Below are 21,342 nucleotides of genomic sequence, written 5' to 3' on the forward strand. Positions count from 1 at the left end.
GATGAAGATCTCGAGATTATTGATTAGACGTAGATTGCTCTGGCTATTAGTTATTCTTAGCTTTTTGTTTCTAGCATTGGCGATAAGATTAGCTTATGTCCAGCTAGGTAAAGGTGCAGAACTATCAGCTGAGGCCGAAGATTTGTGGCGTAGAAATATTCCTTTTTCAGCCAAACGTGGTGAAATCCTGGACAGAAACGGTGTATCTCTGGCCTATAATATTACGATGCCTACCATTATGGCTATTCCAGTTCAAATTAAGGACAAGGAGACTACTGCAAGGAAATTGGCGCCGCTTCTAGGCATGCAGGAAGAGGTCATTTTAAAATCGATTAAAACGAAGAAGATGATTGTCAAACTGCAGCCCGGCGGGCGAAAAATTACGATGGAGAAAGCCCAAGCAATTCGTGATTTGAATCTGCCGGGTATTGCTGTTGCTGAGGATAACAAAAGGTATTATCCTTATGAAGGGCTTGCGGCACATATTCTAGGATTTACAGGTATCGATAATCAGGGACTTACCGGTGTGGAGAGTAAATACAATGACAAGCTAGAGGGATTGAACGGAAGTATCTCTTTTCTATCCGATGCTAGTGGCCGGATTATGCCTAATTCTTCTGAAAAGTATGTTCAGCCTAGAGATGGATTGAACCTCGAGCTCACGATTGATAAGAACATACAGAGCATTATGGAACGTGAGTTAGATCAGGCGATGACGCGTACGGGTGCTGATGGTGCATGGTCTATAGCAATGAATCCCAAGAATGGTGAGATTTTAGCGATGGCTAGTCGTCCTGGATATGAGCCTTCAGACTATCAAGAATATCCTGCACAGGTGTATAATCGAAATCTTCCGATTTGGATGACGTATGAGCCCGGATCTACGTTCAAGATTATTACGTTGTCTGCTGCACTGGAAGAGAAGAAGGTGAATCTGCATAACGATCACTTCTTTGATCCGGGTTACACCAAAGTGGGCGGAGCCACGCTTCGTTGCTGGAAGAAGGGTGGACATGGCAGTCAGACATTTCTTCAAGTCGTGGAGAATTCTTGCAACCCTGGCTTTGTAGCACTAGGTCAGCGTCTGGGAAAAGAAAAGTTGTTTGAGTATATCAAAAGTTTCGGATTTGGCAGCAAAACAGGTATTGACCTTGGCGGGGAGGAGAACGGAATTCTGTTCAAGCTTCCACAGGTCGGTCCCGTGGAGCTAGCTACCACAGCTTTTGGCCAAGGGGTATCCGTCACACCGATTCAGCAAGTAGCCGCGATATCCGCCGCCATAAACGGTGGTAATTTATTTACGCCTCACGTAGGCAAAGCATGGATTAATTCGGAATCGGGACAAAAAGTCGAAGAGATTCAGCCTCAACTCGTAAGGAGAGTCATTTCGGAGGACACGTCCACACAAGTACGTTCTGCTCTTGAAAGTGTAGTAGCCCTTGGCACAGGCCGTCCTGCTTTTATTGATGGATACCGAGTCGGGGGCAAGACAGGTACAGCGCAGAAAGTAATCAATGGACGATATTCCGCTAGCGAACACATTGTATCCTTCATTGGTTTTGCCCCAGCAGACGACCCGCAGATTATAGTGTATACCGCGGTGGACAATCCTGAAGGGATACAATTTGGGGGTGTCGTAGCGGCACCTATAGTAAAGAATATTCTAGAAGACTCCCTGCACTATTTGAAAGTCCCGCCTCGTAAAGATCAAGTACCCAAGACGTATAAATATGGGGAGTCTCCCATTGTCACCGTTCCAGATCTTGTGGGTGCAAATATTCAGGATCTCTATGAAGATCTAAATATGAATTTTAACCTTGCCAAATCGGGCTCTGGCACAATAGTCATGAATCAGGCTCCAAAGCCTGGAGCACGAGTGGATCGGGGTTCTACCATTCGTATCTATATGGGAAGTGATCCAGATGCGAATCAGATTCATGAATGAGAATAAGATAGATATGCCTAAAACTTGTATTTTGGACGATATTATATAATAAGTGGGAGGATCGGACTGTATCGATACGGTTCGACTCCTACAGCACATGGATATGGAGGGATTTACATGCGTTTGGAACAATTAGCTGCTCACTTAATCTCTTCACACATTATGGGAGAGACAACTACAGAAATCACAGGGATTCAGATTGATTCCCGTAAAATAAAAACAGGTGATCTATTCATCTGTCTACCTGGTCATACCGTAGATGGGCATGATTTTGCCGAGAAGGCCGAAGCTCTTGGAGCGGCCGCGATCGTGGTAGAAAGAAAACTTGAAGGTATTCAAATTCCACAATTAAAAGTGAAAGATTCCCGTTTGGCCATGGCTATTCTAGGTAATGTATTTTACGAATATCCTAGCAATCAATTGAAAGTAATCGGAATTACAGGTACAAATGGCAAGACTACAACCACGTATTTAATTGAACAAATTCTTCAAGATCAAGGACACAAGCCGGGGTTGATCGGTACCATTCAACGTAAATGTGATGGACGTACATATCCGATGTCAGGAACAACACCAGAATCCCTTGATCTACAAGGGTATCTTCATGAGATGGCATCAGCAAATTCAGACTACTGTGTTATGGAGGTTTCTTCGCATGCCTTGGAGCAAGGGCGAGTTAAAGGGACCAAATTCCGCACAGCGATCTTCACCAATCTGACGCAGGACCATCTCGATTATCACAAGACAATGGAGGATTATCGGGCGGCCAAGGGGCTGTTCTTTTCGCGTCTTGGGAACGATTATGCGGCAGCAGAGAAGGATCGCAGCTATGTAGTACTTAATGCGGATGACGCAGCTTCGAATTATTTTGCTAGTCTGACTGCAGCTGAAGTCATCACGTATGGCGTGGAACAAGAAGCTGATGTGCGAGCTTCAGAGATCTCAATTACAGCTAAAGGAACCTCGTTCCATGTGGATACATTTAGCGGAAGTGCAGATATTACCCTTCGCATGGTGGGTAAATTCAATGTGTACAATGCCTTGGCTGCGATCAGTGCCGCGCTACTTGAAGGCATTGCCTTAACTGCGATTCAGGCTAGTCTTGAAGCACTAGCCGGTGTAGATGGCCGAGTGGAAGCCGTGGATGAAGGACAATCTTTCGCTGTGATTGTAGACTATGCCCATACCCCGGATGGTCTGGAGAACGTGCTGCGGACGGTAAAAGAATTTGCAGTAGGACGGGTTATTACTGTATTCGGCTGTGGTGGTGACCGGGATAAAACCAAACGTCCAATTATGGGACAGATTGCATCCAAATATTCGGACTATGTATTTGTCACTTCGGATAATCCAAGAACTGAGAATCCGGATCAAATTCTTAGTGATATCGAGCAGGGACTTCAAGATCAGCATGTCCCTTCAAATCGTTATCAATTGATAGTGGATCGACGCGAGGCTATACAGCAAGCTATTGAAATGGCAAGCTCTGAAGATGTAGTATTGATTGCGGGAAAAGGGCATGAAACTTATCAGCTCGTAGGCAAAGAGGTCCTTGATTTTGATGATCGTATTGTAGCTAAAGAGGCCATAAGGAGTGCTCGTCGTGATCAATAGAACTTTGCAGCAGACCGCACAATTAGCAGGTGGGCAACTAAATAATGAAGCTGATGCAAATCGTGTAATAAAGGGCGTTGGAACCGACTCACGGAACATTGAAGCTGATTTGCTATTCATCCCATTAGTCGGGGATCAGTTCGATGGACATGATTATGTAGCTCAAGTCATAGAAAAGGGAGCAGGTGGATTCTTCTGGCAAGAAGATCATGGAACACCTCCCCCAGGTCCAGCTATTGTTGTGAAAGATACTCTCCTAGCGCTACAGCAACTGGCGCAAGGTTATTTGGAAGAAACGGGAGCACGTGTGATTGGGATTACAGGTAGCAACGGCAAGACAACAACAAAAGATATTCTCTATGCGGTTCTGTCAACAACCTATAGTGTACACAAGACGCAGGGGAATTTTAATAATCATATTGGGCTGCCTTTAACCCTTCTATCAATGCCTGAGTCTACTGAAATCGTTGTACTGGAGATGGGGATGAGTGGACGTCACGAAATTGAGCTGCTTTCCAAATTAGCTCGGCCAGAGACTGTCATTATTACGAACATTGGTGAATCTCACTTGTTGCAGCTGGGTTCACGCGAAGAAATTGCTAGAGCCAAGCTTGAGATTCTAGCTGGGTTGCGACCCGGAGGCTTGCTAGTCTACAACGGAGACGAACCTCTAATAAGACAGGTAATGAACGAACCGACTACCATCCAGCCTGAAGGAATGAACACACTAACCTATGGATTTGGGCCTGACCACGATGATTATCCTACGGGCATGCTGTTTCAAAGTGCAGGCACAGTGTTTACCTCTTATTCAGGAAGTGATGAAGAGGCCTACCGGATACCGCTTCTTGGAGAACATAATGTAATTAATGCTCTAGGAGCTTTACTGATCGCTAGGCACTATGATGTACCCGAGGATAAAATCCGCGAGGGGTTTGCCCACTTGGAACTCACGAGTATGCGAATTGAGATGATCGAGGGAATTAGCGGAATCACGATCCTGAACGATGCTTATAACGCTAGCCCAACCTCTGTCAAAGCTGCCCTTGGAGTATTAGAGAGCATGAAGGGCTATCGGCGCAAAATTGCAGTTCTTGGTGATATGCTGGAGCTGGGGGATAGAGAAGAGGAGTATCACGAGAGTATCGGTGCATTTATTACCCGGGAAAAGGCCGATCATGTATTTACGTATGGCCCTCTTGCGGAATATATTGCGCGCGGAGCTGCATCGCATCTTCCACCTGAACATATCCATGCATATATTGACAAATCTGCGCTAATTCAAGATCTTGGACACTTCCTTACATCCAAAGATATTGTATTATTCAAAGCTTCACGTGGAATGAAGTTAGAGGAAGTAGCATTTGCTATTAGAGATATTCATTTATCACATTAAACTAAAGAAAGGGGGGTGATCCCTTGGACTTCTCACTTGTACTTTTGACCATTGGCGTTTCTTTCATTCTTGCAGTCATTGCGGCACCCCTGTGTATCCCTCTGCTGCGGCGTCTTAAATTTGGACAACAGATTCGAACAGAAGGGCCACAGAGTCATTTGAAAAAAGCAGGTACTCCTACCATGGGCGGCATTATCATCATGCTGGCATTCACCTTGGCTTTTGTGAAATTCTCTGTGAAGAATACCGACTTTTACGTCATGCTCGTAGCCACATTAGGTTTTGGACTGGTAGGTTTTTTAGATGACTATATTAAGATCGTCTTCAAAAGATCCTTGGGACTAACGGCCAAACAAAAACTATTTGGACAGCTCTTATTCGCAGTCATCGTATGTATCTTGCTAATCAACGCAGGTCACAGCACAGCAATTAGTATTCCAGGTACAGCGTATTCGTTTGACTGGAGTGGATGGTTCTATTATCCTTTCATCATTATTATGATGCTTGCCATAACCAACGCTGTTAACTTTACCGACGGATTAGATGGTCTTTTGTCAGGTGTAAGTGCTATAGCTCTGGGAGCTTTCGCGGTAGTGGCTATGCAAGGGACTTCCTTGTCTGCTGCGGTATGTGCAGGCGCAATGATTGGTGCTGTCCTCGGCTTCCTTGTGTTCAATGCTTATCCGGCTCGTGTATTCATGGGAGATGCAGGTTCATTAGGTATCGGTGGAGCAATCTCAGCGATTGCTATAGTCACCAAGAGTGAATTGTTGTTCCTGATCATTGGCGGCATCTTCGTTATTGAACTGTTATCGGTAGTGTTGCAGGTGGCTTCTTTTAAGACACGAGGCAAACGTATATTTAAAATGAGTCCCATTCATCATCATTTCGAACTATCGGGTTGGTCTGAGTGGCGTGTAGTGGTAACGTTCTGGATCGTAGGGCTTATACTTGCAGGGTTCGGCATCTATATCAACAAGGGGTTGTAGTCATATGAAACATCCAGAAGCCTATAAAGGTCTTGAGGTCGTAGTATTAGGGCTAGCTAGAAGTGGAGTTCAAGTTGCTTTAGCCCTTCATCAAGCTGGAGCAACGGTCATAGTTAACGATAAGAAAAGTAGAGATGAATCTCCCGAAGCATCCGAGTTGGAGGCTTTGGGAATTTCTGTTCTATGCGGTGGTCATCCAGATGATCTGATTCATCCGGGTGTAGCCCTTTTAGTGAAAAATCCAGGTATTCCTTATACGGTTCCTCCGGTTCAAAAAGCAATAGAATTAGGTATAGAAATCGTAACTGAAGTGGAAGTGGCCTATCATCTTTGCAAAGCACCTATGATTGGAATTACAGGTTCCAATGGCAAGACTACGACGACGACTTGGGTGGGAAAGATCCTTGAAGCTTCAGGTTTACACCCTATTGTAGCAGGAAATATTGGAACTCCTTTGACGGAAGCAGCCACGCATGCTGAAGACAAGGATTGGATGGTCGTAGAATTAAGCAGTTTCCAATTAAAAGGGACATCAGATTTCCGTCCACGAGTAGCTTGCCTATTGAATGTAGCCGAGACTCATTTAGATTACCATGGCAATCTTGAAGATTATGTCAGTTCTAAAGCCAAACTGTTCGCTAATCAGCAGGACACGGACACAGCCATACTTAACTGGGATGATCCGGTCTGTCGTGAATTAATTCCTTATATAAAAGCGGGAATTTTACCGTTCTCATCTAGTGAAATTTTGCTGGAAGGCCTTTATATTGATCCGCCCTATATCGATGGCGATGCGGAGGGGATAACACGTACTATAATTTACAAAGAACAATCCGGACAAATACATCCCATTGTAACCATAGGAGAAATTGCGCTGCCAGGACGGTTCAATGTAGAGAATGCACTCGCCGCCGCGGCTATTTCGATTGCAGTAGGCGTGTCCCCTGAACAGTTAGCTGAACCGCTTCGAGCCTTCAGAGGCGTTGAACACAGACTGGAATATGTAGAAGAGAAGCAAGAAATTACTTACTATAACAATTCTAAGGCTACGAATTCCAAAGCTACCATCATGGCATTAGACGCGTTGCATGCGCCCGTGGTGTTAATCGCTGGCGGACTTGATCGGGGTTCGGATTATATGGAATTGTTGTCGGTATTTGAAGGTAAAGTGAAAGCCGTTGTCGCTATTGGGGAGACCAAGGAAAAAATAGGCCAGGTCGCAGCGTTAGCAGGATTAACGGACATCGTGCTCGTCGATACTGAGGAAGATGCTGCTTCTGTGCTCCGCAAGGCCCTTCAGGAAGCCACAGTTCTTGCAAGTCCAGGGGATATCGTATTGTTATCTCCGGCCTGCGCAAGCTGGGACATGTTTTCTTCCTATGAAGAGCGTGGACGCATTTTTAAAGAGGCGGTGCATACCCTTTAGTAGAGGGGTGGAAAAGCCCCTACTCCTATGAAGTAGAGGTGGCTTCCGTTATGAGCAAGACACGCCATGCGCCTGACATCTGGCTGATTGTTAGTATACTTGGTCTACTGACGATTGGTATGGTCATGGTATACAGTGCAGGATCTGTTCTCGCATTTCACGATTATGGGGATTCTTTTTATTTTGTGAAAAGACAGCTTCTCTTCGCTTCGTTTGGGCTAATTGCTATGTTTTTTACTATGAATTTGGATTATCGAAATCTTAGGAAATACACCAAACCCCTTCTCATTTTTTGCTTTATCTTACTGGTTATCGTATTGATTCCAGGCGTGGGGGTTGTACGCGGCGGTGCAAGAAGTTGGCTTGGAATCAGTTCATTTGGAATCCAGCCGTCTGAGTTCATGAAGTTAGGTATGGTCTTATTTCTCTCTGATTGGCTGAGCCGCGAGACTACAGACATTACTAGATTTACGAGAGGATTACTGCCTCCTTTGGGCCTTATTGGTCTAGCTATGGGATTAATTATGTTACAGCCCGATTTAGGAACGGGAACGGTTATGCTTGGTGCTTCTCTGCTCATTGTTTTTACGGCGGGGGCACAAATGAAGCATTTGCTGGGACTTGCTCTTGTAGGTATCACAGGGTTTATAGGTCTGATTTTGGCAGCTCCATATCGTCTCAAAAGAATAACGGGCTTCCTTGATCCATGGTCTGATCCGCTAGGCACCGGGTATCAAATTATTCAATCGTTATACGCGATTGGGCCAGGTGGACTTGCGGGGTTAGGTCTTGGCATGAGCCGTCAGAAATACAGTTACGTACCTGAACCTCAGACAGATTTTATTTTCTCCATTCTAGCAGAGGAATTAGGTTTTATTGGCGGCATGCTGGTACTGATGCTGTTCATACTATTGGTATGGCGAGGTATTCGTGTAGCCATGACCGTGCCGGATACGTTCGGCAGTCTATTAGCAGTGGGCATTGTTGGCATTGTAGCGGTACAAGTAGTTATTAATATTGGCGTAGTTATTGGTCTTATGCCTGTAACAGGTATTACCCTGCCGCTTATCAGCTATGGAGGATCCTCTCTTACGCTCATGTTAACGGCCTTAGGAATTTTGCTTAACTTATCCCGTCATTCGAGGTGAAACAACATGCGTATCGTTTTTAGTGGCGGTGGCACGGGAGGACATATCTATCCCGCATTAGCTATCGCCAAACAGTGCAAATCAGAATATCCGGATACGGAAATTTTATATATTGGTGGCAAAAGGGGACTGGAGACAACTTTGGTTCCCAAAGAAAATATCAGATTTGAATCCATTGATATTACGGGGTTTCGCAGATCGCTCTCTCCAGAAAATATGAAGACGGTCGTACGATTCTTACGTGGTGTAAGAACTTCAAAGCGATTGCTTCGGGCTTTCAAACCGGATGTTGTTGTCGGAACAGGGGGGTATGTCTGTGGGCCTGTCGTGTATGCGGCGGCCAAGCTAGGTATCCCTTGTCTAATTCATGAACAAAATGCGATTCCAGGCTTAACCAATCGTTTTCTAAGTAAATACGTAGATACGGTTGCGTTAAGTTTTGAGGCAGAGACGAATCCATTCCCCGCAGCTAAACATGTGATTTATACAGGTAATCCAAGAGCTACTACGGTCTATCATGCTGATAAAACCAAAGGTTTTGCGACTCTAGGATTCCATCCAGGTACACCGATCGTACTTGTGGTAGGGGGAAGCCGCGGAGCAAAAGCGATTAATCAGGCGATGATTGACATGGCTCCTTTTTTGAAGCAACTTGATCCTATTCAGTTCGTATATGTAACAGGCGAAAGCTATTATGAGCCGACGCGCACAGCCATTCAAGAGAAAACAGGAACGTTACCAAGGAATCTGCAAGTGCTGCCGTATGTTCACAATATGCCTGAAGTGCTTGCGAGTACCTCATTGATTGTAAATCGTGCAGGTGCATCTTTCTTGGCTGAGATCACATCATTAGGTATTCCTTCTATTCTCATCCCTTCTCCGAACGTAACCAATAACCATCAGGAGAAGAATGCTAGAACGTTAGAGAAAGCGGGAGCAGCAGAAGTCATTCTTGAATCTCAATTAACAGGATCTAAGCTGTTCGATACGATTGCTGAAGTGATGAAAGACTCCTCTAGACAGATTACCATGTCTACAGCCTCCCGGCGTCTGGGCAAACCCGATTCTGCAGATATTCTTGTAGAGGAAATCATGCGTATTATTCACACATAAGACATGATTAGGTTCCATTTGGGCCCGTGTCACACTCTATATAGACTCAACATAAGATACCGTATACTCGTGACAATCAACCTGAGGGTGCCGGTATTTTTGTAAGGTATTCGCAAGGTTAAGCTATCGAATCAACAGATGACACAACCAACACGTTGACACAGGTTACGGACTAGGGAGGGAATTTAAGATGCAGCAGTGGATATCAAAATTATCCGAGAACGAGGTTGGCACCATTCTACCCAATGAACCTTTATCTAAATATACAACATGGAAAATTGGAGGCCCTGCAGATGCGGTAGTTATTCCGCATAATCAGGAACAGCTACAACATCTCATCACGCAGCTCCACGAGGAGCAAATTCCATGGATGATTGTAGGGAAAGGCTCCAATATGCTGGTATCGGATAAAGGAATCCGGGGGGTAGTCATTAAGTTCGGCAAAGAACTAGAGGCTACAGAATTCCGGGAGACGGAAGTTGAAGCTGGCGGCGGAGCTAGCTTTGTAAGTCTCAGTATATTGGCCAGCAAAAAAGGTTTAACCGGTCTGGAGTTCGCTTCAGGCATTCCGGGGACTGTGGGTGGTGCTGTCTACATGAACGCCGGAGCACATGGGTCTGATGTGTCACGCATATTTAAATCCGCTGAAATTGTACTGAACACAGGCGAGTTGGTAACATATGGTCCGGAACAAATGGAGTTTGCCTATCGTCATTCGATTTTACATGAGCGTAGCGGAATCGTCACGAAAGCGATATTTGAGTTGACACAAGGAGCTAGAGAAGAGATTTCGTCTTCGATGGCAGCTTTCAAAGAGCGCAGACGAAACACGCAGCCACTTCAGATGCCTTGCGCCGGAAGCGTGTTCCGCAATCCGACAGGAGATCACGCTGCGAGGCTAATTGAAGCGGCGGGACTCAAAGGTACACATCAAGGCGGGGCTCAGGTTTCCGAGATGCATGCCAATTTTATTGTGAATACCGGGCAAGCGACAGCAGAGGACGTACTTACCTTAATGAAACATATCCAATCGACGGTAACTTCCAAGTTCGGAGTGGACTTAGTACCAGAAGTGTTTCTAGTGGGTGAGCGGTAAACTCGGAGGTGAGACATTGGACAAATTGGTGATTGAGGGAGGGAAACCCCTGTCAGGAACCATTCGTATCCATGGAGCAAAAAATGCCGCACTGCCAATTCTGGCAGCAAGTCTGCTGTCTGGCGGTAAAGTCCAGTTACGCAATGTTCCAAAGTTGCTGGACATTGATGTTATGCTGCGCATTTTGAATCGTCTGGGATGTCATACGATTCATAGAGGGGACACCGTGGTTATTGATTCGTCAGGGGCTGATTCTTGTCAGGTGCCTGAGGACCTGATGAAGCTGATGAGGTCTTCCATATTTTTGATGGGGCCCTTGTTAGCTAAGTTCGGAGAGGTTTGTGTGTATCAGCCTGGCGGCTGTGCTATTGGGGAGCGCAAGATTGATCTACATCTAGAAGGTTTGAAAGCGCTAGGAGCGGAGATCGAAGAGAATGAAGAGCAAATTTGGTGCCGTGCTAAGAAATTAGTGGGGGCCGAGATTCATCTCGATTTTCCGAGTGTAGGAGCAACAGAGAATATTATGATGGCTGCCGTGAAGGCCGAGGGTACGACGATTATCACGAATGCCGCGCGAGAACCGGAGATTGGAGATCTTCAGAACTTTCTCAACAGTATGGGAGCCAGCATCATTGGGGCAGGGACGGATACGATCAGAATTCGTGGTGTAAAAGAACTCTCACCTTGTGATTATGAGATTATTCCTGACCGCATTGTGGCTGGTACCGTTTTGCTTGCTGCTGCCGCTACGCGGGGAACAGTAACGCTAACAAATAGTAATCCTTCCCATCTTGTATCTCTTCTTCATGTGCTTAGGCGCGCCGGTGTTCAAATAGGGGCTTGCAATGATATAATCAATGTTAGTAGCCTTACCCGTCCCAAAGCTGTGGATCGGATTGTGACGTCCCCTTATCCAGCTTTTCCTACAGATTTGCAGTCTCAAGTCATGGTTTTACTTTCTCTTGCAGAAGGGTTAAGTCTGATGAAAGAGACTGTATTTGAAGGCAGATTCAAACATGTGGATGAGCTTGTGAGAATGGGTGCGGATATAACAGTCAATCATACTTCTGCTTTTATACGAGGTGTGCCAAGGTTATATGGGGCTACAGTTGAGGCTACAGATTTAAGAGCCGGTGCGGCCTTGGTTATTGCAGGTCTGGCAGCCCATGGAACAACGGTAGTAGAGCAGGTACATCATATCGATCGAGGTTACGATCATATAGAGAACTTGTTTCAACACCTAGGTGCGAATATGCATAGGCAATCCCCAGCAATGAAACAGCTCGACTTAGCTTGAATAAATGCTTGGAATCCTCTCCGTACCGGGGGGGATATCCGGCTTTAATGGAGATCATACGATGCCAAAATCCAATGTGCCTGTCCTAAAAAAAGCTAGACCCAAAATGCGGACTAGCCGCAAAATAATAGGGATACTGTTCCTTTTATTTTTAGTGCTGGGGGCTATTTTATTCTTTCGTTCGCAGATGAGCAAAATTTCAGAGATTTCTTTTCAAGGAAGCACGTACACTACGCAAGAAGAACTTCTTCATAAAAGTGGAATTGCAGTAGGAGGATCTTATTTCAGTATAAGTGCAGAGACGTTAAGTACCCGACTTAAGCAAATTCCTTCGATTGATAAAGTTAAAGTGGACAAGCAGTTCCCTGGGGTTATTCATATCTCCATTGTTGAATATCCTGCCGTGGCTTACTCTATCGGAAAAGAAGATATTAACGGCTCATTGCAAGCCTTTTTAGCTAATGGTACGCAAGTCATCATTGCAAATACTCCTTCGATGCTAGAGAAACCCATCTTAACAAATTGGGGAGCGAAGGATGCGAATTTGGCCAAACTGTGTGCGGTGCTGGCCACTATCCCAAAAGAATTAACGTCAGATATTTCTGAAATTGTTCCTTCACCAACTTTATCTTATCCAGATCGAATTAAGATGTACACTCGTTCCCACTTCGAGATTATTACAGCGATATCGATGCTTTCATCCAAAGTTGAGTATTTGAATTCTATTGTGGAATCTCAGCAACCAGGAACGTTAACGATGCTTGATGCAGATTCGTATGTTCCTTTTGTTCCTGAGACAAAGCAAGAAGATCCACAAAAAGAGACTACTAATCAATGATCAAAAATGATAAAATACATTTTATGGACTATCTAACAATCTCCCTCTTTTTTCTGAACATTTTTGCCAATGTTTTCCCAGTTGTGATACGCTTCAAAGTCTTGATACACATGGGATTAAGTAAAAGTTGGCAATTAAAAAATTTGTAGAAAAAAGAGGGGAATTATAAGCGGCGTTGAATTAGTAGAGAGTCTGTTTATCTAAAGCCTAATTTTTTTATTATACAATAGGAGGTGCCAGGGGCTTGAGCAACAATGACATCATTGTTAGTTTGGACATCGGTACATCCAAAGTTCGTGCTATTATTGGGGAAATTACGAATGGAACCTTTAATATTATTGGGGTTGGATCTGCCGACTCGGAAGGAATCCGAAAAGGTGCGATTGTAGATATTGACCAGACCGTACAGTCTATCAAAAGTGCGGTAGATCATGCAGAGCGCATGGTGGGCATTCAAATATCGGAAGTGTACGTCGGCATATCGGGCAATCATATTGGACTTCAATCTAGTCACGGCGTAGTGGCTGTATCGAACGAGGATCGGGAGATTGGCGAGGAAGATATTGAGCGGGTCATGAAGGCTGCTGAAGTGATTGCACTCCCACCCGAACGAGAAATTATCGATGTAGTAGCAAAGCAGTATGTAGTAGATGGTCTGGAAGGTATACAAGATCCGCGTGGTATGATTGGCGTCCGACTTGAAGTGGAAGCAACGATTATTACGGGGGCCAAGACGGCGATACATAATTTACTTCGTTGTGTTGAGAAAGCCGGACTCAAAGTCACTGACCTTGTACTTCTTTCACTGGGAGCAGGCCAATTGGCACTATCCAAGGATGAGAAAGTAATGGGTTCTGTACTGGTAGATGTCGGTGCTGGATCTTCAACTTTAGCAGTTTTTGAGAATGGTACCATTGTAGCTACTTCCACGCTTCCAATTGGCGGAGAATTTATTACGAATGATATTGCTTACGGTCTTAGAACACTAACAGATCAAGCTGAGAAGGTTAAATTAAAGTATGGTTGTGCTCTTATCGAAGATGCTGCGCATGATGTGACTTTCAAAGTAACTAGAATTGGTAGCAACGTAGATAAAGAATTTAGCCAAGAAGATTTGGCGGCTATAGCTGAACCTCGGGTTCAGGAGATTTTCCATCTGATTCAGCAAGAAGTGAAGCGTTTGGGTTATACTGATCTTCCTGGAGGTTATATACTTACGGGAGGAACCGTCTCTATGCCGGGTCTGTTGCAAGTGGCTCAGCAGGAATTATCGGCTTCGGTTCGTATCGCAGTACCTGATTATATTGGTGTTCGGGACCCCGGTTTCACAAGTGGAGTCGGTATCCTGTATAATGTAATACGTAACATACGCATTCGCACTTCATCCAATAAGAAGAATACGAACCGTAGTAAGTCTAGTCCTACTCAGGAAACCGCTCCAAAAGCGGGACTTTGGGGAAATATCAAGAACATTTTCAAAGAGTTTATATAAGGATCGGAATGAACTGAAGATTTGCGTGATGTGCTGCTTGCGGTGATTTTACCTTAGCAGGAGGAACGTCTGTCTCATGTTCAATCCACACAAGACCCAGTGATGGACAGGCCATCCACGCAAACTGAGGGGGAGATGGAAGAGTATGTTGGAATTTGATTTTGAAATGGAGAGCTTGGCTCAAATAAAGGTCATTGGGGTTGGCGGCGGCGGTAGCAATGCTGTGAATCGTATGATCGAGAATGGAGTTCAAGGTGTTGACTTTATCACCGTAAATACTGATGCACAAGCACTTCATTTAGCTAAATCTGAACACAAACTACAAATTGGTGACAAACTAACGCGTGGTCTTGGTGCAGGTGCAAATCCAGATGTGGGTAAGAAAGCAGCAGAAGAATCCCGTGATCTGATTGCAAATACACTAAAAGGTGCAGATATGGTCTTCGTTACCGCAGGTATGGGCGGAGGTACAGGTACTGGTGCAGCTCCTGTCATTGCGGAGATTGCTAGAGAATGTGGAGCCTTAACTGTTGGTGTAGTTACACGGCCATTCACATTTGAAGGTCGCAAACGTTCTTCTCATGCGGAACTGGGCATTGAAGGCCTCAAAGAAAAGGTAGACACCCTCATTGTTATTCCAAATGACCGTCTCCTCGAAATGGTAGATAAGAAAACGCCTATGCTAGAAGCATTCCGTGAAGCGGATAATGTTCTTCGTCAAGCAGTACAGGGCATTTCAGATTTGATTGCTGTTCCGGGTCTTATCAACCTTGACTTTGCCGATGTGAAGACCATCATGACCGAACGTGGATCTGCCCTAATGGGAATTGGACTTGCTACAGGTGAGAATCGTGCAGCAGAAGCAGCTCGCAAAGCTATTATGAGTCCTTTGCTAGAAACAACCATTGAAGGTGCACGTGGTGTAATTATGAATATTACAGGTGGTTCTAACCTTTCTTTGTATGAGGTAAATGAAGCAGCTGAAATCGTAATTTCTGCTTCTGATCCTGAAGTGAATATGATCTTTGGGGCCATTATTGATGAGACGATGAAGGAAGAGATCAAGGTAACCGTGATTGCAACAGGTTTCGAACATAAACCAGCGGCTCAACTTCCTCCTGTGATTCGCAAACCTGTTGTAGGTGCAGAACCTCAACAGGATGCCCGAGCCAACACTAACTTGAAGCCGTTTGGTGCGCAACCAAGCAGTGACCAATTGGATATTCCAACGTTCCTTCGGAATCGCCGCAACAACAATAACGAATAGATCTAGTGTAAAGGACTTGTATGCCCTAGGCATATAAGTCCTTTTTTTGCGTTGAAAATGCCAATTTAATTAGGGGATTTAGTAAATCTATCTTTTTATTGCCTGTGCAAGATCTCTCTGCGCTCGACAAAAAAAGTTGATCTTAGCCTTCAATATTAGACAGACTTCCTAAGTGTAGAACTTTATACTGATTACATTGCTTCCATTGAGAGATTAACATCACTCGTCCTAAGGACTTATTAACGTAGCTTCAGGGACATGCGCAGGTAGGTGCAATCTATGGTTGTATATATTGATCTCATTTTTTTAATGAACCTTCTAATTGATGGGAGTCTACTGATTGTCACTGCATGGATGCGCAAGCTAAAGCCGCGTAAATGGAGAATCACCGCATCAGCAGGAATTGGAGCCTTATATGTCCTGATGATGTTTTTACCTCAGTTGTCCTTCATGTATACCTTTCTTACGAAGTCTCTTTTTTCTATTGTAATGTTATGGATTGCTTTCGGATTTGGAAGTCTCCAGCATTATCTTCGTAATATGGGGGCCTTCTACATGGTGAACTTTGTTGCTGCCGGAGGAATTATTGGAATTCACTACTTTTTGCAGAGTTCATCTGAAATTTGGAATGGGATGCTTTATACTTCGACCGGTGGAATCCATTTTGATATTAAAATTGGTGCCTTTTTCATCATTGTAGTGTTCTTTGTAGTGCTATTCTGGTTCCGATCCGTTCAATCTTCAAAGAAGCGTCAGGAGCGTCTAGTTTCCTTTTTGGGAGAGGTGAAGGTCTCTATTGGAGAAGCGAGTATTGCGTGTACGGGCTTGCTGGACACCGGCAATCAGTTGACCGACCCCCTTACTAGAATGCCAGTTATGGTTATGGAAGCTTCGCTCTGGGAGACTTATTTGCCGCCGTCATGGGCGGAGCGCTTGTCGAGTGAAGGGGCGGACAACCTTATTATGGAGCTTAGTGAAGATGATCGTTTTCCATGGAGAGAGCGGCTTCGTCTGGTGCCCTACCGAGGCATTAACAAAGGGACACAGTTTATGTTAGCGCTAAAACCAGATGAAGTATCGGTCCAGATGAATGGGATGGAAAGTAGATGTACGAGAGTACTAGTGGGATTAGATGGTGGTAGATTGTCTGCAGAAGGAGCATATCAAGCTATTATTCATCCCGCACTTACAGAAGAGTCGGAGTCCATCGATAAAAACAGTGCCAACGCGATATAGGAGGGGCAAGCATGCTTGTAAAATTAAAACTGACACTTCAACTCCAGTACTACCGTGTGTTGTTTGTACTAGGTTTAAAGAGTGAAGAGATTTATTACATCGGAGGTAGTGAGGCTTTACCCCCTCCATTAACTCGTGAAGAAGAAGAATTTTTACTGCAAAAGCTCTCTAGCGGAGACGCTGCCATTAGGGCCATGCTGATTGAGCGCAACCTGCGGCTTGTCGTCTATATCGCGCGAAAGTTTGAGAATACCGGAATTAACATTGAAGATTTGGTATCCATCGGTGCGATTGGGCTGATTAAAGCCGTCAATACTTTTGATCCTGAGAAAAAAATCAAGCTTGCTACGTATGCATCGCGCTGTATCGAGAATGAGATTCTAATGTATTTACGGCGTAATAGTAAAATTCGTTCTGAAGTCTCTTTCGATGAACCTCTAAATATTGATTGGGATGGAAATGAACTGCTCCTTTCTGACGTGTTAGGGACGGAGAACGATACCATTTATCGGAACATTGAGGAACAAGTCGATCGTAAGCTGCTTCATAAAGCTTTGGACAAATTAAGTGACCGAGAACGCATGATTATGGAGCTTCGATTCGGGCTTACAGATGGCGAAGAAAAAACGCAAAAAGACGTAGCAGATATGCTTGGAATCTCTCAATCTTACATCTCTAGGCTTGAAAAAAGGATCATCAAACGACTTCGCAAAGAGTTCAATAAAATGGTCTAAACTTTCTTAACAGGAATAAAAACACCTCCCACGGAGATAATGAACATTAATGTTTCTCTACAGATGGTTTCAAGCTTTAGGGCTTGACCCAGCGTTCTGTATTCCTTGGGAGGTAAGACACGATGACACGAAACAAAGTCGAAATTTGCGGTGTTGACACCTCAAAGCTGCCGGTTCTAACTAACGTAGAAATGCGTGAATTGTTCACTTCTTTGCAACAAGATAAAGTGCGTGCAGCGAGAGAAAAGTTGGTGAATGGGAATCTGAGACTGGTCCTCAGCGTCATTCAACGTTTCAACAATCGAGGGGAATTTGTAGACGATTTATTCCAGGTGGGCTGCATTGGATTGATGAAGGCGATTGATAATTTTGATTTGTCCCAGAATGTAAAATTCTCTACGTACGCAGTTCCCATGATTATTGGGGAGATTCGGCGTTACTTACGCGACAATAATCCGATTCGTGTATCCCGCTCTCTTCGCGATATTGCTTATAAAGCCCTGCAAATGCGGGACAGTCTAACGAATCTCAATTGTAGAGAACCGACAGTATTAGAAATTTCGCAAGCGTTGAATTTACCTAAAGAAGATGTAGTATTTGCCTTAGATGCTATACAAGATCCGGTCTCGTTATTCGAGCCCATCTATCATGATGGCGGAGATCCGATATATGTCATGGATCAAATTAGCGATGACAGAAATAAGGACGTGTCATGGATTGAAGAGATTGCTCTTCGTGAAGCTATGCACAAACTGAACCGACGCGAAAAAATGATCCTATCCATGCGCTTCTTTGAAGGTAAAACTCAAATGGAAGTAGCTGAAGAAATTGGCATTTCACAAGCTCAGGTATCCAGGCTTGAGAAGTCTGCCATTCTGCAGATGCAGAAGCATGTCAAATCATAACGATCCTTTAGGATCGTTTTTTTTATGCCATCGTTTATTTTTTAAGTCTTCTTCTCATATACATGAGGGAGCAGGACAAAAGGTCGTGGGGCATGGAAGAGTATGTCACTTGAAAGAGGGGGAGCTTGTATGGTGAAAATCTCCGATTTTCAGACCAAAGATGTAATTAACATTGTGGATGGAAAAAGACTTGGACAAATTAGTGATTTAGAACTGGATCTTAGACAAGGGCTGATTGAGGCTATCGTGGTTCCTGGTTATAGCAAATTCATGGGGATTTTCGGGAACGGAACTGACATGGTAATTCCCTGGCGGAATATTATAAAAATAGGCACAGACGTAATCCTCGTAAGATTGGATGAAGCCCGAATTCAGTCTTCAGATCTGGATAACACAATTTATATTGATCGAGAACGAAATTTAGACCGCCGCAGTTTATAACTGCGGTTTTTCATATTTTGTAGGTGGTTCTGTTGCTTGTGTAGTTTAGATTGTTACAGGATACCTGTGATACACTATAGATATGGGAAGGGAGGCTGGATATGGAACCGTTTATTAGGGTAAATATAAACAATGAAGATCCTGCGCGGTATGAACTTACAACTTGGCAGGATAACCATATAGCTATTCGTGCAGGATTCACAGGACGTTCAGGCGGACTGGGGAGCGGGTCTTTTGAGAGTTTTAATCTTGCTTTGCATGTAGGGGATGATCCAGACACGGTGATAGCTAATCGTAAGCGATTAGCAGAAGCGCTGGAATTTAGTTTTGATCAGTGGACTTGTGGAGAGCAAGTGCATAGTCACCGGGTCGCTCTAGTAAGCGCAAGCGATGCGGGGCGCGGACGTATAGATAGAACGGATGCTTTCCAAGGAACCGATGGACTATTAACGGATGAGCCTGGCGTATTGCTCACTTCATTTTATGCAGATTGCGTCCCCCTCTATTTTTGGGACCCTGTGAGAAGCGTGGTAGGGCTGGCGCATGCAGGTTGGAAGGGAACTGTTCAGAATATAGCGGGTGAAATGGTACGGACTATGAAGAGTGAATATGGCTGTAAGGAAGCAAATATTCATGCTGCTATTGGGCCCTCCATTGGAGCCTGTTGCTATGAAGTAGATGAGACCGTCATGGGTCAAGTTCGCGCATGTCTAGTACCAGATCTTCATCTGGAACAATTAGATAAAGTTGCTGAGCCTTCGCATACACCCGATAAAAGCAAGCTGGATTTAAAAGAACTAAATCGAATTCTTATGAGAAAAGCAGGAATTTTGCCGAGTCATATCGAATGTAGCAGGTGGTGTACAAGCTGTCATAGTGATCGCTTTTTCTCTTATCGTAAGGAGAATGGAGTCACTGGACGGATGGCAAGCTGGATTGGCATGAAGGAGAGGTGAATCATCTTTGTCCCTGCAAGAACGGATAAATGAGGTTCAATTACGTATTGATCAGGCATGTGAACGTACTGGTCGGAATTCCGAAGATGTTCATGTTGTTGCGGTAACTAAGTATGTATCCATTGAAGCAACGAAGCAGGTGCTAGATCATGGACTGCATCATATTGGGGAGAATCGTCTTCAGGTAGTCAAGCCGAAGTGGGAAGCTTTGGGAGACCGAGGAGTCTGGCATTTTATAGGTCATTTACAGACGAATAAAGTCAAAGATATCATTGGAAAATTCACATATATACACTCTTTAGATCGAATTTCCTTGGCACAAGAGCTGGATAAAAAAGCGGCTCAAGGGAACAGTGTTATACAAGCGTTCGTACAGGTTAATATATCCGGAGAGCAGACGAAGATGGGGATGAGTCCAGATCAGGTGGCTGGATTCCTCAGCGAGATTAAGGATCTGAAGCACATTCATGTCATTGGCTTAATGACCATGGCTCCTTTTGAAGGAGATCCTGAAGATACTCGTCCCATTTTTCGTGGTTTGCGGGAACTTCGAGATGAACTGAACACGATGGCGGTAACCGAGCAACCGTTAGAACACTTGTCCATGGGTATGTCGAATGATTTCGAAGTGGCAGTAGAAGAGGGGGCGACATGGCTTCGCCTCGGGACGCTATTAGTCGGTAAAGAGGAGGAAGAGGGATGGGAGTCATGAATAAATTTATGAATTTTCTAGGCCTGCAAGAAGAGGAAGAAATTGTAGAACGGGAAAAATTTCAGTCCCCGGATGAGGAAGAATATGAAACCCCAAGCTTCGACGCGCGTAAGAACCTAAGAGGAAATAATGTGGTCAGTATTCATTCCCAAAAAAATGTAAAACTTATACTGAATGAACCGCGTTCTTACGATGAAGCTCAAGATATTGCAGATCATCTTAAATCACATCGCACGGTTGTTGTGAATCTACAGCGAGTACGAAATGACCAAGCTCTGCGTATTATTGATTTTCTAAGCGGCACCATTTATGCTTTGGGAGGCAGTATTTCCAAGATTGGCGGTAACATCTTCCTCTGCACCCCAGATACAGTGGAGATTCAAGGATCTATCACTGAGATTCTTGCGGAGGATCCAGATTATAACAGAATGAGGTGACCGGATTTTGAGCGCTTACTTGCTGGGTATTATTTATATCCTGTACCGAATTTACTTTTACATGATTATTGCTTATATCTTGATGTCTTGGTTGCCCGGGGCAAGAGATAGCTCTGTGGGCGCATGGTTAGCTAAATTGGTTGAACCTTACTTAGCACCTTTTAGAAGATTTATTCCACCCATTATGGGAATGATTGATATTTCTCCAATCGTAGCCCTATTTGTTCTTCAACTTGCTGTGTCGGGGCTTGATAGCATTGTTCGATACTTCGCAGTATAAACTTTGCGTTATAAAGGTAT

20 protein-coding genes are annotated in these 21,342 nt (G+C 44.4%); all 20 read left to right on the forward strand.

The window, feature by feature from the left end; genetic code table 11:
* Position 1 precedes the first annotated feature (1 nt).
* The 20 genes from J2Z69_RS01175 to J2Z69_RS01270 all read left to right on the forward strand — a co-directional run bounded on the left by J2Z69_RS01175 (position 2) and on the right by J2Z69_RS01270 (position 21,322).
* Positions 2–1,945 carry a stage V sporulation protein D gene (locus J2Z69_RS01175; RefSeq protein WP_209858435.1) on the forward strand — a complete coding sequence of 648 codons (1,944 nt, stop codon included), beginning with the start codon at positions 2–4 and terminating at the stop codon, positions 1,943–1,945.
* Positions 1,946–2,062: 117 nt separating this feature from the next.
* On the forward strand, positions 2,063–3,559 hold the full coding sequence (locus J2Z69_RS01180; protein WP_209858436.1) for a UDP-N-acetylmuramoyl-L-alanyl-D-glutamate--2,6-diaminopimelate ligase: 1,497 nt from the start codon (positions 2,063–2,065) through the stop codon (positions 3,557–3,559).
* Positions 3,552–4,955: a UDP-N-acetylmuramoyl-tripeptide--D-alanyl-D-alanine ligase gene (locus tag J2Z69_RS01185; RefSeq protein WP_342591558.1), complete on the forward strand. Its 1,404-nt coding sequence runs from the start codon at positions 3,552–3,554 to the stop codon at positions 4,953–4,955. The genes J2Z69_RS01180 and J2Z69_RS01185 overlap by 8 nt, the downstream gene beginning before the upstream one ends.
* A 23-nt stretch (positions 4,956–4,978) precedes the next feature.
* Positions 4,979–5,944 carry a phospho-N-acetylmuramoyl-pentapeptide-transferase gene (gene mraY / locus J2Z69_RS01190; protein ID WP_209858438.1) on the forward strand — a complete coding sequence of 322 codons (966 nt, stop codon included), beginning with the start codon at positions 4,979–4,981 and terminating at the stop codon, positions 5,942–5,944.
* Between the two features lie 4 nt (positions 5,945–5,948).
* Positions 5,949–7,370 carry a UDP-N-acetylmuramoyl-L-alanine--D-glutamate ligase gene (gene murD / locus J2Z69_RS01195; RefSeq protein WP_209858439.1) on the forward strand — a complete coding sequence of 474 codons (1,422 nt, stop codon included), beginning with the start codon at positions 5,949–5,951 and terminating at the stop codon, positions 7,368–7,370.
* 50 nt (positions 7,371–7,420) lie between these two features.
* A complete protein-coding gene (gene spoVE / locus J2Z69_RS01200) occupies positions 7,421–8,518 on the forward strand; it encodes a stage V sporulation protein E (protein WP_209858440.1) in 1,098 nt (365 codons plus the stop codon).
* Between the two features lie 6 nt (positions 8,519–8,524).
* Positions 8,525–9,631 (forward strand): undecaprenyldiphospho-muramoylpentapeptide beta-N-acetylglucosaminyltransferase, encoded by a 1,107-nt coding sequence (gene murG, locus J2Z69_RS01205; protein ID WP_209858441.1) that lies wholly within the window; start codon positions 8,525–8,527, stop codon positions 9,629–9,631.
* Between the two features lie 190 nt (positions 9,632–9,821).
* Positions 9,822–10,727 carry a UDP-N-acetylmuramate dehydrogenase gene (murB, locus tag J2Z69_RS01210; RefSeq protein WP_209858442.1) on the forward strand — a complete coding sequence of 302 codons (906 nt, stop codon included), beginning with the start codon at positions 9,822–9,824 and terminating at the stop codon, positions 10,725–10,727.
* A 16-nt stretch (positions 10,728–10,743) separates the two neighbouring features.
* Positions 10,744–12,024, forward strand: coding sequence for a UDP-N-acetylglucosamine 1-carboxyvinyltransferase (gene murA, locus J2Z69_RS01215; protein WP_245338910.1), 1,281 nt, complete (start codon positions 10,744–10,746; stop codon positions 12,022–12,024).
* Between the two features lie 61 nt (positions 12,025–12,085).
* Complete coding sequence (locus J2Z69_RS01220; RefSeq protein ID WP_209858445.1) at positions 12,086–12,862, forward strand: cell division protein FtsQ/DivIB; 777 nt, start codon at positions 12,086–12,088, stop codon at positions 12,860–12,862.
* Positions 12,863–13,106: 244 nt separating this feature from the next.
* The gene (gene ftsA / locus J2Z69_RS01225) at positions 13,107–14,354 is read left to right on the forward strand and encodes a cell division protein FtsA (RefSeq protein WP_209858446.1); all 1,248 of its coding nucleotides are present in this window, start codon (positions 13,107–13,109) and stop codon (positions 14,352–14,354) included.
* 145 nt (positions 14,355–14,499) lie between these two features.
* On the forward strand, positions 14,500–15,621 hold the full coding sequence (gene ftsZ / locus J2Z69_RS01230; RefSeq protein WP_209858447.1) for a cell division protein FtsZ: 1,122 nt from the start codon (positions 14,500–14,502) through the stop codon (positions 15,619–15,621).
* A gap of 279 nt (positions 15,622–15,900) precedes the next feature.
* Positions 15,901–16,857 carry a sigma-E processing peptidase SpoIIGA gene (spoIIGA, locus tag J2Z69_RS01235; protein ID WP_209860416.1) on the forward strand — a complete coding sequence of 319 codons (957 nt, stop codon included), beginning with the start codon at positions 15,901–15,903 and terminating at the stop codon, positions 16,855–16,857.
* A gap of 11 nt (positions 16,858–16,868) precedes the next feature.
* On the forward strand, positions 16,869–17,591 hold the full coding sequence (gene sigE, locus J2Z69_RS01240; RefSeq protein WP_209858448.1) for an RNA polymerase sporulation sigma factor SigE: 723 nt from the start codon (positions 16,869–16,871) through the stop codon (positions 17,589–17,591).
* Between the two features lie 122 nt (positions 17,592–17,713).
* Complete coding sequence (sigG, locus tag J2Z69_RS01245) at positions 17,714–18,496, forward strand: RNA polymerase sporulation sigma factor SigG (RefSeq protein WP_209858449.1); 783 nt, start codon at positions 17,714–17,716, stop codon at positions 18,494–18,496.
* A gap of 129 nt (positions 18,497–18,625) precedes the next feature.
* Positions 18,626–18,937, forward strand: coding sequence for a YlmC/YmxH family sporulation protein (locus J2Z69_RS01250; RefSeq protein ID WP_209858457.1), 312 nt, complete (start codon positions 18,626–18,628; stop codon positions 18,935–18,937).
* A gap of 101 nt (positions 18,938–19,038) precedes the next feature.
* Positions 19,039–19,893 carry a peptidoglycan editing factor PgeF gene (gene pgeF / locus J2Z69_RS01255; RefSeq protein WP_209858459.1) on the forward strand — a complete coding sequence of 285 codons (855 nt, stop codon included), beginning with the start codon at positions 19,039–19,041 and terminating at the stop codon, positions 19,891–19,893.
* Between the two features lie 7 nt (positions 19,894–19,900).
* Entirely contained in the window at positions 19,901–20,605 is a 705-nt protein-coding gene (locus tag J2Z69_RS01260; RefSeq protein WP_209858461.1) for a YggS family pyridoxal phosphate-dependent enzyme, read from the forward strand.
* Positions 20,593–21,042, forward strand: coding sequence for a cell division protein SepF (locus J2Z69_RS01265; RefSeq protein WP_209858463.1), 450 nt, complete (start codon positions 20,593–20,595; stop codon positions 21,040–21,042). Before J2Z69_RS01260 ends, J2Z69_RS01265 begins: the two co-directional genes overlap by 13 nt.
* A 7-nt stretch (positions 21,043–21,049) precedes the next feature.
* The gene (locus J2Z69_RS01270) at positions 21,050–21,322 is read left to right on the forward strand and encodes a YggT family protein (RefSeq protein ID WP_209858465.1); all 273 of its coding nucleotides are present in this window, start codon (positions 21,050–21,052) and stop codon (positions 21,320–21,322) included.
* The last annotated feature ends 20 nt before the right edge of the window (positions 21,323–21,342 follow it).

Source organism: Paenibacillus shirakamiensis, assembly GCF_017874255.1.
Taxonomy (GTDB): domain Bacteria; phylum Bacillota; class Bacilli; order Paenibacillales; family Paenibacillaceae; genus Fontibacillus; species Fontibacillus shirakamiensis.

Bases quoted from the DNA above. Each gene is read 5' to 3' on its own strand.
- J2Z69_RS01175 (WP_209858435.1), top strand. From the start codon at position 2: ATGAAGATCTCGAGATTATTGATTAGACGTAGATTGCTCTGGCTATTA.
- J2Z69_RS01180 (WP_209858436.1), top strand. From the start codon at position 2,063: ATGCGTTTGGAACAATTAGCTGCTCACTTAATCTCTTCACACATTATG.
- murD (WP_209858439.1), top strand. From the start codon at position 5,949: ATGAAACATCCAGAAGCCTATAAAGGTCTTGAGGTCGTAGTATTAGGG.
- spoVE (WP_209858440.1), top strand. From the start codon at position 7,421: ATGAGCAAGACACGCCATGCGCCTGACATCTGGCTGATTGTTAGTATA.
- murG (WP_209858441.1), top strand. From the start codon at position 8,525: ATGCGTATCGTTTTTAGTGGCGGTGGCACGGGAGGACATATCTATCCC.
- murB (WP_209858442.1), top strand. From the start codon at position 9,822: ATGCAGCAGTGGATATCAAAATTATCCGAGAACGAGGTTGGCACCATT.
- J2Z69_RS01220 (WP_209858445.1), top strand. From the start codon at position 12,086: ATGCCAAAATCCAATGTGCCTGTCCTAAAAAAAGCTAGACCCAAAATG.
- ftsZ (WP_209858447.1), top strand. From the start codon at position 14,500: ATGTTGGAATTTGATTTTGAAATGGAGAGCTTGGCTCAAATAAAGGTC.
- spoIIGA (WP_209860416.1), top strand. From the start codon at position 15,901: ATGGTTGTATATATTGATCTCATTTTTTTAATGAACCTTCTAATTGAT.
- sigE (WP_209858448.1), top strand. From the start codon at position 16,869: ATGCTTGTAAAATTAAAACTGACACTTCAACTCCAGTACTACCGTGTG.
- sigG (WP_209858449.1), top strand. From the start codon at position 17,714: ATGACACGAAACAAAGTCGAAATTTGCGGTGTTGACACCTCAAAGCTG.
- J2Z69_RS01250 (WP_209858457.1), top strand. From the start codon at position 18,626: ATGGTGAAAATCTCCGATTTTCAGACCAAAGATGTAATTAACATTGTG.
- pgeF (WP_209858459.1), top strand. From the start codon at position 19,039: ATGGAACCGTTTATTAGGGTAAATATAAACAATGAAGATCCTGCGCGG.
- J2Z69_RS01265 (WP_209858463.1), top strand. From the start codon at position 20,593: ATGGGAGTCATGAATAAATTTATGAATTTTCTAGGCCTGCAAGAAGAG.